The sequence below is a fragment of the Inquilinus ginsengisoli genome, assembly GCF_031453975.1.
In the GTDB taxonomy this organism is placed as follows: domain Bacteria; phylum Pseudomonadota; class Alphaproteobacteria; order DSM-16000; family Inquilinaceae; genus Inquilinus; species Inquilinus ginsengisoli_A.
Window position 1 is genome coordinate 32172 of the sequence record NZ_JAVDPW010000006.1, and the last position, 15635, is coordinate 47806.

Annotated in this window: 15 protein-coding genes; 6 read left to right on the forward strand and 9 right to left on the reverse strand. The window is 67.4% G+C overall.

Translation table 11 applies throughout. The annotated features are described in order from the left end of the window. Nucleotides 1-117: 117 nt before the first annotated feature. Entirely contained in the window at nt 118-1620 is a 1503-nt protein-coding gene (amaB, locus tag E9232_RS17245) for an L-piperidine-6-carboxylate dehydrogenase (protein WP_309795793.1), read from the reverse strand. Nucleotides 1621-1901: 281 nt separating this feature from the next. Here amaB and E9232_RS17250 point away from each other — a divergent pair, with 281 nt between their 5' ends. Further along, on the forward strand, nt 1902-2600 hold the full coding sequence (locus E9232_RS17250) for a hypothetical protein (protein ID WP_309795795.1): 699 nt from the start codon (nt 1902-1904) through the stop codon (nt 2598-2600). An 83-nt stretch (nt 2601-2683) separates the two neighbouring features. Then, nucleotides 2684-3493, forward strand: a complete 810-nt coding sequence (locus tag E9232_RS17255) for a class I SAM-dependent methyltransferase (RefSeq protein ID WP_309795797.1) — start codon at nt 2684-2686, stop codon at nt 3491-3493. 109 nt (nt 3494-3602) lie between these two features. Here E9232_RS17255 and minE read toward each other — a convergent pair whose 3' ends face one another. From minE to E9232_RS17285, 6 genes are all read right to left on the reverse strand, one after another. Continuing rightward, on the reverse strand, nt 3603-3881 hold the full coding sequence (gene minE, locus E9232_RS17260) for a cell division topological specificity factor MinE (protein WP_309795798.1): 279 nt from the start codon (nt 3879-3881) through the stop codon (nt 3603-3605). Further along, the gene (gene minD / locus E9232_RS17265; RefSeq protein ID WP_309795799.1) at nt 3878-4693 is read right to left on the reverse strand and encodes a septum site-determining protein MinD; all 816 of its coding nucleotides are present in this window, start codon (nt 4691-4693) and stop codon (nt 3878-3880) included. The genes minE and minD overlap by 4 nt, the downstream gene beginning before the upstream one ends. A gap of 23 nt (nt 4694-4716) precedes the next feature. Then, nucleotides 4717-5625 (reverse strand): septum site-determining protein MinC, encoded by a 909-nt coding sequence (gene minC / locus E9232_RS17270; RefSeq protein WP_445351988.1) that lies wholly within the window; start codon nt 5623-5625, stop codon nt 4717-4719. Nucleotides 5626-5745: 120 nt separating this feature from the next. Beyond that, nucleotides 5746-6447: an RluA family pseudouridine synthase gene (locus E9232_RS17275; RefSeq protein WP_309795801.1), complete on the reverse strand. Its 702-nt coding sequence runs from the start codon at nt 6445-6447 to the stop codon at nt 5746-5748. 247 nt (nt 6448-6694) lie between these two features. Continuing rightward, nucleotides 6695-6925: a hypothetical protein gene (locus E9232_RS17280; protein ID WP_309795802.1), complete on the reverse strand. Its 231-nt coding sequence runs from the start codon at nt 6923-6925 to the stop codon at nt 6695-6697. 137 nt (nt 6926-7062) lie between these two features. Continuing rightward, nucleotides 7063-7647, reverse strand: a complete 585-nt coding sequence (locus E9232_RS17285) for a histidine phosphatase family protein (protein ID WP_309795803.1) — start codon at nt 7645-7647, stop codon at nt 7063-7065. A gap of 148 nt (nt 7648-7795) precedes the next feature. Here E9232_RS17285 and E9232_RS17290 point away from each other — a divergent pair, with 148 nt between their 5' ends. From E9232_RS17290 to E9232_RS17300, 3 genes are all read left to right on the forward strand, one after another. After that, entirely contained in the window at nt 7796-8674 is an 879-nt protein-coding gene (locus E9232_RS17290; RefSeq protein ID WP_309795804.1) for a polyphosphate kinase 2 family protein, read from the forward strand. A gap of 77 nt (nt 8675-8751) precedes the next feature. Further along, entirely contained in the window at nt 8752-11070 is a 2319-nt protein-coding gene (locus E9232_RS17295; protein ID WP_309795806.1) for a glycoside hydrolase, read from the forward strand. A 91-nt stretch (nt 11071-11161) separates the two neighbouring features. Then, nucleotides 11162-12754 (forward strand): ABC transporter substrate-binding protein, encoded by a 1593-nt coding sequence (locus tag E9232_RS17300; RefSeq protein ID WP_309795807.1) that lies wholly within the window; start codon nt 11162-11164, stop codon nt 12752-12754. Between the two features lie 38 nt (nt 12755-12792). On the opposite strand, the gene E9232_RS17305 is transcribed toward E9232_RS17300, so the two are convergent. Both E9232_RS17305 and E9232_RS17310 read right to left on the reverse strand, forming a co-directional pair. Continuing rightward, nucleotides 12793-13812, reverse strand: a complete 1020-nt coding sequence (locus E9232_RS17305; protein ID WP_309795808.1) for a GIY-YIG nuclease family protein — start codon at nt 13810-13812, stop codon at nt 12793-12795. Nucleotides 13813-14099: 287 nt separating this feature from the next. Continuing rightward, nucleotides 14100-14393, reverse strand: coding sequence for a hypothetical protein (locus E9232_RS17310; RefSeq protein ID WP_309795810.1), 294 nt, complete (start codon nt 14391-14393; stop codon nt 14100-14102). On the opposite strand from E9232_RS17310, the gene E9232_RS17315 reads away from it, so the two are divergent. Further along, nucleotides 14388-15626 (forward strand): cytochrome P450, encoded by a 1239-nt coding sequence (locus tag E9232_RS17315; protein ID WP_309795811.1) that lies wholly within the window; start codon nt 14388-14390, stop codon nt 15624-15626. The genes E9232_RS17310 and E9232_RS17315 overlap by 6 nt on opposite strands. The last annotated feature ends 9 nt before the right edge of the window (nt 15627-15635 follow it).

Here is a 15635-nt window from a genome sequence, read left to right on the forward strand (position 1 = left end):
ACGATGTAACCCCCCATATTTGTAGCCCCCAGCAGGTTCCGCCGGGCGTCTGGTCCCAATTAGCGCAGGCGGCCGGAGGCCCGTCAAGGAACCCGCCGGCCGCCTGCTTTTGTCCGATCAACCGAGGTCGAACACGATGCCCTGGGCCAGCGGCAGCTCGCGGCTGTAGTTCACCGTCGCGGTCTGCCGGCGCATATAGGCCTTCCAGGCGTCCGACCCGCTCTCGCGGCCGCCGCCGGTCTCCTTCTCGCCGCCGAAGGCGCCGCCGATCTCGGCGCCCGAGGTGCCGATGTTGACATTGGCGATGCCGCAATCGCTGCCCGCGGCCGACAGGAAGGTCTCGGCCTCGCGGATGTCGGTGGTGAAGATGCAGGAGGACAGACCCTGCGGCACCTCGTTGTGCAGCATCAGCGCCTGGCCGAAATCCCGGTACTTCAGGACGTAGAGGATGGGCGCGAAGGTCTCGTGCGCGACGATCTCGCTCTGCTTCGGCATCTCGGCGATCGCCGGGCGGACGTAGAAGCCGTTGGCCGGCACACCCGCCGTGACCTGCTCGCCGCCGGTGATGGTGCCGCCCTGGTCGCGCGCCGCGGCGAGGGCCTTCTGCATGCCGTCGAACGAGGCCTGATCGATCAGCGGCCCGACCAGCGTGCCGGTCTCCAGCGGGCTGCCAATGCGAACGGCGCCGTAGGCCTGCTTCAGCGCGGGCAGCAGCTTGTCGTAGACGCTGTCATGCACGAACAGGCGGCGCAGGCTGGTGCAGCGCTGGCCGGCGGTGCCGACGGCGCCGAACAGGATGGCGCGCACCGCCATGTCGAGATCGGCCGACGGGCAGACGATCATGGCGTTGTTGCCGCCCAGCTCGAGCAGCGACCGGCCCATGCGCTTGGCCACCCGCGGACCGACCTCGCGGCCCATCCGGGTCGACCCGGTGGCCGAGACCAGCGCCACCTTCGGGCTGTCGACCAGGGCCTCGCCGACCTCGCGGCCGCCGATCAGGATCTCGGCCAGGCCGTCCGGCACGCCGCCGAAGCGCTCGGCCGCCTTGCGGAAGATCGCCATGGTGGCCAGCGCCGTGACCGGGGTCTTCTCCGACGGCTTCCAGATCACCGGGTCGCCGCACACCAAGGCCAGTGCCGCGTTCCACGACCACACCGCGACCGGGAAGTTGAAGGCCGAGATCACGCCGACCGGGCCCAGCGGATGCCAGGTCTCGGCCATGCGGTGGCCGGGGCGCTCCGAGGCGATGGTCAGGCCGTACAACTGGCGCGACAGGCCGACCGCGAAGTCGCAGATGTCGATCATCTCCTGGACCTCGCCGAGGCCCTCCTGGAGGATCTTGCCGGCCTCGATCGAGACCAGCCGGCCCAGCTCGGCCTTGTGGGTGCGCAGCTCCTCGCCCAGCAGGCGGATCAGCTCGCCGCGGCGCGGCGCCGGCACGGTGCGCCAGTTGAGGAATGCGTTGGCCGACCGCTCGATCGCGGCTGCGACATCGGCGGCGCTGTGCTCGGGCAGGCGGGCGATCTCGGTGCCGTCGACCGGCGACCGGACCAGCAGGGTGCCGCCGGTCAGGGCGTCGGGATCGAGCCCAAGCCCGCGGTACAGATCGTGCAGCTCCATGGACGTGACTCCGGAAGATAGGTAAAGCGCAGGGCGCTGATGGGCGGCATTGGTATCGTCGCGGGGGCCCGGGGGCAAGCGCAGCGGCATCAGGGCGGCCGAGCGCGGGTTGCGGAGGACCGCATTCCGTGGTGGAGATCGGTTGCGGAGCGACGGAAGGTTGCACGCCGCCCGAGCAGGCCTCGGGTCGGCGGCAACCCACGCCTGTTCGAATCGCGATTGCCTTCTCTGAAAAATAGCATGTAAGATTTTCATATATACCGTAAATGGTGGAGACGCGAATGGGCGCGGCGTTTCTCGAGACTTTGCATGTCGAGGCCATGACCCTGGTCGCCGCGGTCCGGCGGACCCGCAGCGCGTCCAGCCTGATGGATGGTTCGGCCGGGATCGCGACTTATGCGAACTATCTGCGCGAGGCCTATCACTACCTGCACGCCACCCAGTCGACCCTGACGCTGGCGGCGGAGCGGATGCTGGAAATCGGCCGCCACCTGCCGCTCGCGCTGCTGCTGCAGGAAAAGGCGGGCGAGGTGACGGGGCTGGACTTCCTGGCGCTGGACGATCTCGAGGCGCTGGGCTTCAGCCGGGCGGATGTGATCACCTCGGTCCCGGCGCCGGCCACCCGGGCCTACATCGCCTGGATCAACTTCCTCGGCCATGGCGACCATCCGTCCGGCTATCTCGGCAACGCCTATGTGCTCGAATACCTCGCCTCGGTCTGCGCCGGCCCGGTGGCCGACGGGCTGGTCCGGTCGGCGCGGATTCCCGGCATCCGCAAGGCGGTGCGCCTGCTGCGCAACCGGGCCGACACCAAGGAAGGCTATGTCCGGACCCTGGCGAACGCCCTGCCGCCGCTGGACGACCCCGAGGAGATCGACGTGATCCTGACCTCCGCCCGGGTGGCGCGGCTGCTCTATGCCGGGATCCTGACGGCGATCGACGGCATGTCGGCGATGCCCGCCCGCCGCAGCCCGGCCTGAGATCCCGGTGCCGTCTGTATCTGCCGCCTGCACCATCTGGTAGAAAACGCCGCTCGAACAAGACGGCTGCGATGGGGGATGCGATGGAAGACGGCGTGGCGATCAACCGGGCGCATTGGGACGAGCGGGTGGCCGTCCATGTCCGCTCCGCCTTCTACAATGTCGACGGCTTCCGGCGCGGCGAGACCGACCTGACCCCGATCGAGGCGGCGGAGATCGGCGACATCGCCGGCCTCCGGGTGGCCCATCTGCAGTGCCATTTCGGCATGGACACGATGTACCTGGCCCGCCGTGGCGCTAGGGTCACCGGGCTCGACTTCTCGGCCAACGCCGTCGCTGCGGCGCGAACCCTGGCGGCCGAGACCGGCAGCAGCGCCGAGTTCGTCGAAGGCAACGTCACCGATGCGCCGCGGCTGCTGGGCGAGGGGCTGTACGACCTCGTCTTCACCAGCTGGGGCACCATCCTCTGGCTACCGGACATCGTCCGCTGGGCCGAGGTGGTGGCGGCGTTGCTGAAGCCGGGCGGGCGACTCTACTTCCTCGACGGGCACCCGGCGGCGCGGGCCCTGGACCAGGCGGGGCCTGAGGCCCCGATCTTGCCGACCTACGCCTACTTCCGCGACACGCCGCTGGTGTTCGAAGGCCAGGGCAGCTACGCCGACCGCGGTGCCGCCTTCACCCACACCCGCACGGTCGAATGGGACCATCCGCTCGGCGCCGTCATCGGCGCGTTGCTGGCGGCCGGGATGCGGCTGACGGCCTTGCGCGAGCATGATGCCGCCGCCTGGCAGATGTGGCCTTGCCTGGTGCAGGGGGCGGACGGGATGTGGCGGATGCCGGCGGACCGGCCGAACCTGCCGCTCAGCGTCACCATCGAGGCGGTGAAGGGCTGAGGATGGTCTAGGAGCGGGGTGCCGATTGCAACGGCTGTCCCCGGACCGCCGGACCGGTTCTCACGAGGGGCTTCCGCATCGCCCCTTCTGTGTGAGACCGGCCGGGCGTTCAGCCGCGCAGTGCGACCCGGGCCGGGCCGGCCGGGGTCGGGATCTCGATGTCGACCTCGAGGGTCGAGACCGAATTGCCGCGGTCGAGCTTGACCTGCACCTTCTCGCGGTCGATCGCGATGTGCTTGGCGATCACCGCCAGGATCTCCTCCTGCAGGATCGCCACCAGGTCGGACCGGCCGCCGATCGAGGACCGCTCATGCGCCAGCAGGATCTGCAGCCGCTCGCGAGCCACCGGGGCGGAACTGCGCTTGCTGAAGAAGCTGAACAGGCTCATGCCACCCTCCGACCGAACAGCTTGGCGAAGATGCCCTTCTTGTCGCTCGGGACGGTCATCTCCAGGGTCTCGCCGCGCAGGCGCTTGGCGGCGTCGAAATAGGCCCGGGCCGGGGCGCTCATCGGGGCGTTCAGCGTGACCGGCGCGCCCATGTTCGAGGCCCGCAGCACCTCCTCGCTCTCGGGGATGATGCCGAGCAGCGGGATCGACAGGATCTCGATGACGTCGTCGACCTTCAGCATCTCGCCGCGTTCGGCCCGGACCGGGTCGTAGCGGGTCAGCAGCAGGTGCTTCTCGACGCGCTCACCCTTCTCGGCGCGCTCGGTCTTCGAATCGAGCAGGCCGATGATGCGGTCGGAGTCGCGGACCGAGGAGACCTCCGGGTTGGTCACGACCACGGCAGTGTCGGCATGGCGCATCGCCAGGACCGCGCCCTTCTCGATGCCGGCCGGGCTGTCGCAGATCACCCAGTCGAACTTTTCCTTCAGTTCGTTGATGACGCGCGACACGCCTTCCATGGTCAGCGCGTCCTTGTCGCGGGTCTGCGACGCGGCCAGCAGCGACAGGGTGTCGATCCGCTTGTCGCGGATCAGCGCCTGCGCCAGCTTCGCGTCGCCCTGCACCACGTTGATCAGGTCGAACACCACCCGGCGCTCGGAGCCCATCACCAGGTCGAGGTTGCGCAATCCCACGTCGAAATCGACCACCACCACATTCTGCCCGCTCTGCGCCAATGCGGCGCCCAGCGCGGCGGTGGAGGTCGTCTTGCCGACGCCGCCCTTGCCGGATGTCACGACCAAGACTTTGGCCATATTCGCTGCTCTCCTCTAATGCCTCAGTCCAGGGCTGCCATGATCATCACATCGCCGTCGAGCCAGGCCTGCACGGTCTTGCCGCGCAGCTTCGGCTCCATGTCGTCGGCGGTCTTGTAGAGCCCGTCGATCGCCAGCAGTTCGGCCTCGAGCTTCCGGCAGAAGATCCGGGCCTGCCCGTTGCCGTTCGACCCCGCGATGGCCCGGCCGCGCAGCGTGCCGTAGATGTGGATCGACCCGCCGGCGATGATCTCCGCCCCCGATGCCACCGACCCGACCACGGTCACGTCGCCCTCCGGAAAGATCACCGACTGGCCGGATCGCACCGGCCGGTCGAGCAGCAGCGACGCCGCCGGCGGAGGTTCGGCGGGCGCCGCGGCAGCCGGCGCGCCGTCCGGAATTTCGATCAGCCCGGCCGGCCGGCTGCCGGTCATCATCGGCGGCAGGCCCCAGGCCTCGGAGCCGAGCCAGGCCGGGTCGGCGCCTTCGATCCCGATCAGCCGGATGTCGCGGCGCTGCAGGTCCTCGATCAACGCGGTGAGGTCCTGCTTGCGCATCGGCAGGGCCGACAGGTCGACCACCACGGGCCGGCCTTGGAAGAACGCAGGCGACCGCTGGATCTGCGTGTCGAGTTCGATGAGCCAGTCCGTGATCGGCGGCTCGGGCGCGAGCACGAGCGCCATGAAGGAGCGACCACGGAAACGGATGGCGGGGCGGGGGCGAGCTGCTGTTGTCACGGTCAGGGGCGTAGCCGGGCGCGATCCGGCCGTCAACACAGGGGTTTCATCACCATTGAACCCGGTTCGATCCGGATATGCAACAGGTTGTGGTTCCCATGGTGCCGAACCGCCATGTGTTGTGTGGGGGATCGTTCCGATCGCGGCCGAATTGCAAAGCTTTCGCCGGGTCTCCGGGCGCTGGGATCCCGGCATGGCCGCCAGGCCGCGCCCGACATCCGTCCCGATCGCGGCGGCAAGCGAGAGGCAGCGCAGGGCGACTCGGAATCGGGGGGCGGAGATGGCGGCCGCAACCGCAGCCGGATGGCTGGCGTGTCAGGCCGCGGTATCGGTGGCGAAGCGGCGCAGGGTGCCGGCCAGATGCGGCGGCGGCGGTGCCTCGGCGGCGACCGGCGGCTTCTTCGGGTACAGCGGCACCGACACGGCACGGGCGTGCAGGTGCAGCGGCGGCGCCTCCGGCCCGCGCCCGGCGGTGCCGTAGATCGCGTCGCCCAGGATCGGGAAGCCGGAGGCGGCGCAATGCAGCCGCAACTGGTGCGTGCGTCCGGTCAGGGGCCGCAGCTTCAGCCAGCTCAGGCCCTCGGCGCGGCCGAGCACGCGGAACTCGCTCTGTGCCGGCTGGCCTTGCGGATCGACCTTCATCCACCAACCGCGGTCTGGCGATTTGCGGGCCAGCGGCAGGTCGATGCGGCCCTCATCCTCGGCCGGACTGCCTTCGACCACGGCCCAGTAGGTCTTCACCACCTTGCCGGAAGCGAACAGGTCGCCCAGCTTTGCCGTGGCCTTGCGGTGGCGTCCGAGCACCAGGCAGCCGCTGGTGTCCTTGTCCAGGCGGTGGGCGAGGGCGGGCGGCTGCGGCAGGCCGAAGCGCAGGGCGTCGAGATGGTGGTCCAGCACCGGCCCACCCTTCGGCCCGGCATGCACGGGCAGCCCCGCCGGCTTGTCGATCACCAGCATCATCCCGTCGCGGTACAGCAGGCGGGCCAGGATCTCGGCATCGGTGGGGGCGGCGATCATGCCCGCGTCATCGCACCGGACGGGGGCGGGTTGCAATGGGAATGGGGGAGCAGACAGCCCTTCACCGTCATTGCGAGCCCCGAAGGGGCGCGACAATCCATGTCGCCGGGTAGAACGGCGGGATGGATTGCTTCGCTGCGCTCGCAATGACGGGAGGGTTCAAGGAATATCTAGGCAGCGTGAACTACATCGTATAACCGACAGATACAGAAAGATTATCCATTAGTTATCTTCACCCGGGCGACGCTCAGTGGTGCCGGTTGTGCTGCCACTCGCGTGACACGCGGGCTTCGCAGCTGTGGCGGGCATGGGAGGAATGGATATGGCCGCAGGAGGCCTGTTGCCGGTGGTGCAGCGACTCCGCGTGCCGGTGGTTGTCGTGGCGCTGCGGGGCGGCCTGGGCCGTGGCGAAGGTTGCCGGCACGGCCAGGATCAGAGCGGCCGCAAGCAGCAGAGGACGATGGGATTTGAGAAGCATCGGGAGCCCCTTGGTCTCCGGGAAGGAATGCCTGATTGGCACGCAGATTCCACGAAGCCCGGAAACGATTCCGTCGACGCCGGGAAGAAGATCGCGGAATACTTCTCAAGAACCGGTCGCAATGGGCTGTTTTGCCGTCATTGTGAATCGATGCTCCGCCAGCCGTGCAGCAGCCGGCGGCCGGTGATCTCGAAGGCGTAGCGGTTGCCGCCATTGCCCGGCGGCTGGTCGGCATCGCGGCCGATCGGCCGATCCAGGAGATGGCATAGATACAGGGCGCCGACGGCGCCATGCGAGACGATGGCGATGTCGCCTTCGGCCGGTGCCCGGCGCAGCACCTCATCGACCGCGGCGACGATGCGGGCCTGGGCGTCGACCGCCCGCTCCCAGCCGCGCACGCTCTCCTGCGGCCGGGCGAAGAAGGTATCGGCCATCGCTTCGAACTCGAGCTTCGGCAGATAACCGGTTGACGAACGGTCGTTTTCGCCCAGCTCTGCGATCTCAGTGACGGGCAGGCCCAGCGCGTCGGCCAGGATCGCCGCACCGTCGATCGCCTTGCGCTCGGTGCTGCAGAACACGGCGCGGAGATCGGCCACCCAGGGCTGTTGCAGCACCCCTCGCATCCGGGTCCGGCCGCGCTCCGACAGCGGCCAGTCCGGCACCGGCACCGCCGGGTCGATCGCCACATCGGGATGGGTGATGAAATGGACGGTCTGCGGCATCGGCTCCCTCGGATCTCGCGTGCGTCTTCCATGATCCCCGATCGCCGGTCAGCGCGCCATCGGGCGGCGAACAAACGCCGCCATCGATCGTTGTGGACCGCACGCGCCCGGATGCGACAGGCTGGGCGCAACGCAGCGGGAGGGGACGATGGTCAAGCTGGACAAGCTGGCGAAGCGCTACCGGATCGACGACGGTGACGGCTTCCGCCTCAAGGACTGGGATCCCGCCGACACCAACGGCCTGGACGACAAGGATGCGGCGCAGGAGGCGCTGGTCCAGAGCGTGGCCAAGCTGGCCGAGATGCAGGACATGCTCTACGCCCAGGACCACTGGTCGGTGCTGCTGATCTTCCAGGCGATGGACGCAGCCGGCAAGGACAGCACCATCAAGCATGTGATGTCCGGGGTGAACCCGCAGGGCTGCCAGGTCACCGCCTTCAAGCAGCCTTCGGCACAGGAGCTCGACCACGACTTCATGTGGCGCACCACCGCGAATCTGCCGGAGCGCGGGCGGATCGGCATCTTCAACCGGTCCTACTACGAGGAGGTGCTGGTGGTCCGGGTGCATCCGGAGATCCTGGCCAACCAGCGGCTGCCGCCCAAGCTGGTGACCAAGAAGATCTGGAAGGAGCGCTACGAGGACATCAACGCCTTCGAGCGCTACCTCGCCCGCAACGGCACCCTGGTGCTGAAGTTCTTCCTCAACGTATCGAAGGAAGAGCAGAAGAAGCGCTTCCTGGCCCGGCTCGACGAGCCGGAGAAGCACTGGAAGTTCCAGCCCAGCGATGTGGCCGAGCGCCAGCACTGGGACGCCTATATGAAGGCCTATGAGGAGATGATCCGGGCCACGGCGACGCCGCAAGGGCCCTGGCACGTCATCCCGGCCGACAGCAAATGGTTCACCCGGCTGGCGGTGGCCAGCGCCGTGGTCGAGGCCATGCAGGGGCTGGACCTGCACTACCCCAAGGTCGACCCGAAGCTCGGCGACAAGCTGAACGCGGCGCGGACGGCGCTGGAGAACGAATAGCCGCGACACAGGCGGCTTCCTGACAGCCATATAGCTATTTAATATGAAATTGTTATAGTCATTTTTTGAGAGATGAAATGAAGTTCCTGAAGCCGGTGGCGGTCGTGCTGGCGCTGCTCCCGCTATGCATCGCCGCGTCCACCAGCTTCGCCCGGGCCGCCGATGACGGCCCGGTCACGCTTGCGGTCCCGGCCGGCACCTTCGCGATCGACCCGGCGACCCTCGCGGTGTCGCTGCGCACCGCCGATGGCGCGGAGTTGACGCTGGCCGCACCGGCCTTCGCCCCGGCGCGGGTGACCGGCCGGACCGACCATGGCTGGCACCTGGTCGCCGGTGACGACGGCTTCGCTGTCGAGGCCGGGGTCGAAGGCGACGCGCTGCGCCTGTCGATCCGCTCCGACCGGCCGGCGACCCTGGCCTGGCCGCAAACTGCCGACCCCGCCGGCATCACCGCCTATGCCATGCCCTTCGGCGAAGGCAGCTACGTCCTGGCCGACGACCCGGCCTGGCTGGACTGGCTGGTGCGGCGCTACGAGCCCGGCAGCCTGGCCGAGGCGCTGTCGATGCCGGTCTGGACCGAGCTGCGCGGCGACCGCTCGATCAGCTGGATCGTCGAGACCCCGTTCAACACCGGCTTCGGCATCGTCGCGGCAGCGGGCCGGCCGCGGCCGCAACTGACCCACGACTTCACCCGGTTGGCGCCCGGCGCGCCCTATGTGGTGCGCATCGTGCCCGGCCCCGCCGACCCGCTGGCCGGCGCGCGGGCCTATCGCGCCTGGCTGCAGGCGACCGGCGCCTTCGTTCCGCTGGCCGACAAGATCGCGGCACTGCCGGACACCGCCAGGCTGGGCGGTGCGCCGCACATCTACCTCTGGGGCAAGGGGCCGCTGAAGCCGGAGGACGTGCTGCAATGGCGCGCCTTCATCCGGCTGTTCCAGCAGAAGAAGGCCGACCCCGCCCATCTCACCGGCCGGCTGTGGCAGGGCTTCGACGCCGACACCCGGGTCGAGTTCGAAGGCGCGTTCAGGGATGCCGCCGGCAGCGCCGGCTTCGTCGCGCCCTATCGGCGGGCGGCGCTGGTCCGGGCGGTGAATGACGGGCTGCGCCGGGCCGTGCCGATGGCGGCGGTCGATCCGTTGCCGGGCGGGCACGATCCGGCCGCGGAGGCGGCCTGGGCCGCCGGACCGATGCGCGCGGCCCTGGTCGACGCCTTCGGCCCGATGCTGGCGCCGCCGCAGCGCTGGGGCGGCGGGCTGTCGCTCGACACCGTCACGGCGCTGCAGAAGGCGGGGCTGACCCGGGCCTGGCTGGGCACCGAGGATTGGCGCGATGCGCTGTGGCACCCCGAGGCGGTCGCCGCCGCCAAGGCCGCGGGCTACCTGGTCGGGGCCTATGACAGCTATGGCAGCGCCCACCCACCGGATCTGGTCGAGACCTGGCCGACGGCACAGATGGGCGCCGACCTCGCCGCCGCCGGCTATCGCGGGCTCGACGGCAAACTGGCCACCGGCTTCGCTGGCCGCGGCGTCTATGTCAGCGCAACGGCGGCGGAGCCCTATGCCCGGCGGCGGATGGCGGCGGTGGCCAAGGCGGCCGGGCTGGACAGCCTGTTCCTCGACGTCGACGCCACCGGGTTGGCGTTCGACGACACCACGCCCGGCCGCGAGACCAGCGCGGCGCAGGATGCCGAGGTCCGCCGCCGGCGGCTGGCCACTGCCGCGTCGCTCGGCCTCGTGGTCGGCAGCGAGGGCGGGTCGTCGCTGTTCGCGGCGCAGATCGCCTTCGCCCATGGCATGACCACCGTGCCCTTCGCCTGGATGGACCCTGACATCAAGGACAAGCGGTCGCCCTTCTACCGCGGCAACTACTGGCCGCCCGAGACGCCGTCGCTGTACTTCACCCCGGTGCCGCTGAAGCCGGCGATCGCCCGCGTCGTCACCGATCCGCGCTTCCGCCTGCCGCTCTACGAGATCGCGCTGCACGACAGCGTGGTGACCACCCATCACTGGGAATACGGCTCGCTGAAGTTCTCGACCGAACGCGACGCCACGGCACTGCTGCAGCTGCTGTACGCGGTGCCGCCGCTGTACCACCTGAACGCCGCGGTGCTGGACCGCGACCTGCCCCTGATCGCCGCCTATGACCGGGTGTTCCGGCCGCTGCACCAGCGGCTGTTCACGCAAGCGATGACCGGTTTCGCGGTGCTGTCGCCCGACCGGCTGCTGCAGCGCTCGACCTTCGCCGACGGTACGGCGGTCACGGTCAATTTCGACGTCAAGGCGCGGCCCCTGCCGGATGGCGCCACGCTGCCGGGCCGCTCCGCGCGCATCGCGTTGCCGGACCAGCCGCCGCAGACGGTCGAGATCGGCGCGATCCTCAAGCCGCCGGCAAAATAGGCGCATCCGTCAAACTGTGAGCGAATCCGCCTAGTCGTCGTCGCGCCGCCGACCTACCATCGGACCGCCCGACAAACAGGGGGTGCACACAATGAAAACAACCATTCGCGGCCTGGTGGCCGCGATCGTGATCGGCTGTGCCGCGGCGCTGCCGGCGGTGGCCGAGACGCCCAAGGACACGCTGGTCCAGGCCTACCGCATCGACGATATCATCACGCTCGATCCGGCCGAGGTGTTCGAGTTCTCGACCAGCGAGTACGTCGCCCAGGTCTATGACCGCCTCATCTACTACAACGCCAAGGACCCGGCCCATTTCACCCCCGGCATCGCCGAAAGCTGGACGGTCTCGGATGACGGCACGACCTACAGCTTCAAGATCCGCGACGGGGTGAAGTTCCAGTCCGGCAACCTGCTGACGGCGGAGGACGCGGCCTTTTCGCTGCGCCGCGCCATCAAGCTGAATTTGGGGCCGGCCTTCATCATCGGCCAGTTCGGCCTGACCGCCGACAATGTCGACGGCATGGTCACCGCGCCGGATGCGCGGACGCTGGTGTTCAAGACCGACAAGGCCTACGCGCCCAGCTTCGTGCTCAACTGCCTCAGCGCCACGGTCGGCGCGGTGGTCGATTCCAAGCTGGTCGAGGCCAACGCCAAGGACGGCGATTTCGGCCATGGCTGGCTGAACACCCATTCGGCCGGCACCGGCGCCTACAAGCTGGTGACCTGGAAGCCGAATGAGAGCCTGGTGCTCGAGCGGTTCGACGACTACTGGCAGGGCAAGCCCGGCTTCCGCCGGATCTTCTACCGCCATGTGCTCGACCCGACCTCGCAGCTTCTGCTGCTGCAGAAGGGCGACATCGACATCGCCCGCGGCCTGACCGGCGAGCAGATCGAATCGCTGAAGTCGAGCCCCGACATCACGCTGCAGGAGGTGCCGCGCGGCGCCATCTGGTACCTCGCGATGAACACCCTGACCGAGCCCTTGAAGAAGGTCGAGGTCCGGCAGGCCCTGAAGTACCTGATCGACTACCAGGGCATGGCCAACAGCTTCATGAAGGGCAGGGGCGTGCTGCAGGAGCATTTCCTGCCCAGGGGCTTCCTCGGCGCGCTGGACGACCAGCCGTTCTCGCTCGACGTCGCCAAGGCCAAGGCGCTGCTGGCCCAGGGCGGCTATCCCGACGGCTTCAAGATCACCATGGACGTGACCGACGGGTCGCCCAACCTCGACATGGCGCAGTCGATCCAGTCGACCTTCGCCAAGGCCGGGGTGGAGCTGCAGATCATCGCCTCGGACGACAAGCAGCAGACCAGCCGGATCCGTGCCCGCAAGCACGAGACCGCGATCGGCCGCTGGGGCCCGGACTACCAGGACCCGCACACCAACGCCCAGACCTTCGCCATGAATGTCGACAACGGCGACAACCCGCCGATGAAGACCTCGGCCTGGCGCAACGCCTGGGACATTCCGGACCTGACCAAGGAGACCGCGGCCGCGGTGCTGGAGACCGACACCGCCAAGCGCCAGGCGCTGTACGAGGCACTGCAGCGCAAGGTGGAGCAGACCTCGCCCTTCGCCTTCATGTTCCAGCAGGTCGAGGTGGTGGCGGCCCGCAAGAATGTCCAGGGCCTGATCTGGGGCCCGGGGACGGAGAACGACTTCTTCTGGCAGGGGAAGAAGGAGTAGGGGCAGAGGCCGGGTCCGCTGTGGCGGACCCGGCCTCTTCAATTTCTGGGCGACTTACGGAACCGGCTCCAAAACTGGGCTTCCCGGGTCTCGGGGTCCGGAGCTTCATAGGCGGCGGTGACGAGCGCGGAGCAGTGCGATCGGCTGAAGTTCGTCGGCCCCTTGTTCATCAGTCGAAGATTGAACAGGCGAATGCTCCTGGCGATGTCCTCGTCTCGGAGAATTCGCAGCGGATCATCGTTCCAAAAGGCATGGAGCGATATCTGATCGGATCCGCCTGGCTTGTAGTGGAAATCATCAAACTCTGCGTCTATACGCCGAGCGACTCGCGAAAGGCCACCAGGGGCTGCCTCCAGGGGCGATCTTGCGCATCGGAGCCAAATTTCCGCATCCTCGCCGTCGCCTGCAACCCACATCACCTCTTGCCAAAACAAGTTGAGACGGTAGAGGGACCCCGGTCGTTCCTTTGTGCCGTTTCCAAGAGCGGTGAGTGACCAGAACGATATTTCCGAGCTCTTTGGAGATGGAATGAGATTATTTATATAATATTGCAGGAATGATAGATGTGGATCAATTGTACATATCTTCAGAAGCTTGTCGAACGATCGCAGTGACCGTGCGTCGATTGCTGCATCTTGAGCGCGATTGACGCTTCCGTTTTCCTTAAGCTTACGATCAAGCCAGAGATCTTGCTGGTCCTTAGGCATGATCGCTTCGAAGTCAGACCCGGGCTGAGGAATGCTGGTGAAGGTAACATTCCTCAAGCCAAAGCCGGCGCGCTCCAGGCGATAGATTAGCGTGCGTTCGCTCTGATCGAGTTCGGATTTTTTGAGTCTTTGGAACCTGATCGTCTTGATGTCCTGGTGAATTTTTCGGTGCTGTCCGTACCGACGAACTACGTCCGTGGCTTTTCCTACATAAATCTCATTATTTTGGAACTCCATAATATAGATTCCACATCTCCTGCTTTTCTTGAACAGATCCGCGACTGAAGGGCGATTTTCGACTTCATGTGCGGGCGTAAAATTCAGATCGCCTATATGATCTACGAGAAGCATAATTCGGCCATCTCCGATGGTAGGAAAGAAGGTAATAGAAATAAAGTGTCCGAAATTCATAGTATGATGAAATTAATTTGAAGTAAATTCACCAAGCGCGAACGGTCGCCGTCGCGACCGGCCAGCATCGGATATGCCGTTTCCCTCTCTGTCATTGCCCGGCTTGACCGGGCAATCCAGGGGCCACCACGAGCCGCTCTGACCGCCCCTGGATGCCACGGTCAAGCCGTGGCATGACAAGGAAGGGAAGGGCCGACGACGGACGGCCTCTCCGCCTGAAGAGAGCCCTATGCCGCCTCTCTGGCCACCATGTGCCCGCCGACGACATCGGCCAGGTCGACAGGAACGGGCTGGTACCCGATCGGCCGCACCGGGCTCGGCACCTCGCCGGACAGGCGCTGGAAGCGGATGAGCGCCCTGCCGATACCGGCCCTCCAGTCCGATCCGGCGGCCTCGGCCGTGCTGCCCCCTTCAAGGTCGAGGCGCAGCCTGTGACGGCTGTAGCGAAAAGGCCGGGCCTGGACATGCCCCTGTAATCCGGTTGCGCGATGGTCCTCCAGATCTTGGAGGTGCTTATGCAAACCCGTCCTGGTGACGCCCCTACGGCCCTGATCTCCGCGGACCGTGATCTGCCGGTCCTCACGGAGGAGCAGTTCAGCGACGACCCGCATGCGACGTTCCGGTCCTACCGTGCCGACCATCCCGTCGTCGCTCACGAGGCCGGCAGCTGCTTTGTGCTGCGCCTGGGCGATATCGAGCGCCTCAGCAAGGATCCCCGCCTCGGGGCCACCGGGACCGCGTTTCCGAAGATGTTGGGCGTTGTGGATGGAGCGCTGTTCGAAAACTTCGAGTACGGCATGCTGACAGCCAATGGCGATGTGCATCGCCGGCGGCGAGCCCCGTTCTCACGGACATTCGCAGCCCGCACCATGGCCGAGCTTCGACCCTTGATCCGGCAAGCGGCGGAGGGGCTGATCGAGGAATGGCATGCGGCCGGACGTGTCGAGTTCGTGGAGCATTTCGCATCTCGACTGCCAGCACTGGTGATCAGCGATATCCTGGGGTTGCCGCGGGCGGACATCCCGACCTTCACCCGGCACGTCTATGATGCGACCCGCTTCATCAGCCTCAGCGTCCGACCCGAGGACATCCCGGTGGCCGAAGAGGCGACGCGGCAACTGCTGGAATACGCAAAGACCATGCTCGACGACAGGCGTCGGCAGCCTCGCGACGATTTCCTGTCGAGGTTTTTGGCCGCGGCCGATGAAGCCGGGGAGCTGTCGCCACTCGAGATGCTGTACCAGATCGTCCAGCTGATCATCGGCGGCACGGATACGACCCGGGTGGCCATCGTCATGCAGGTCTCCCTCCTGCTGCAGCACCAGGAGCAGTGGGACGCGGTCTGTCGCGATGCTGCGCTGATCCCCGCGGCGGTGGCGGAGAGCCTGCGATACGAGCCCAGCGTGGCATCGACCGGGAGAATGTCGGCCGAGGACATCGAGGTCGACGGCGTCGTGATCCCGGCCGGGAGGCTAATCGCCTTGTCGGCCATGTCCGGCATGCGCGACGAACGGGTCTATGCCGACCCCGACGTGTTCGACATCCATCGGACGGTGCCGACGCGCCTGCATCCGGTGTTCGGCGGCGGCGCGCATCGCTGCATCGGCGAGGCCCTGGCCCGGATCGAGCTGGAGGAAAGCCTGGGCGCGCTGGCCGCCGCCATCCCGCAGCTCCGGCTGGAGGTGGCGCCGACGATCCGGGGCTACACCGGCATCCGCCGCGTCGACCACATGCACCTGTCCTGGAGGGTATAACCCTCGCGG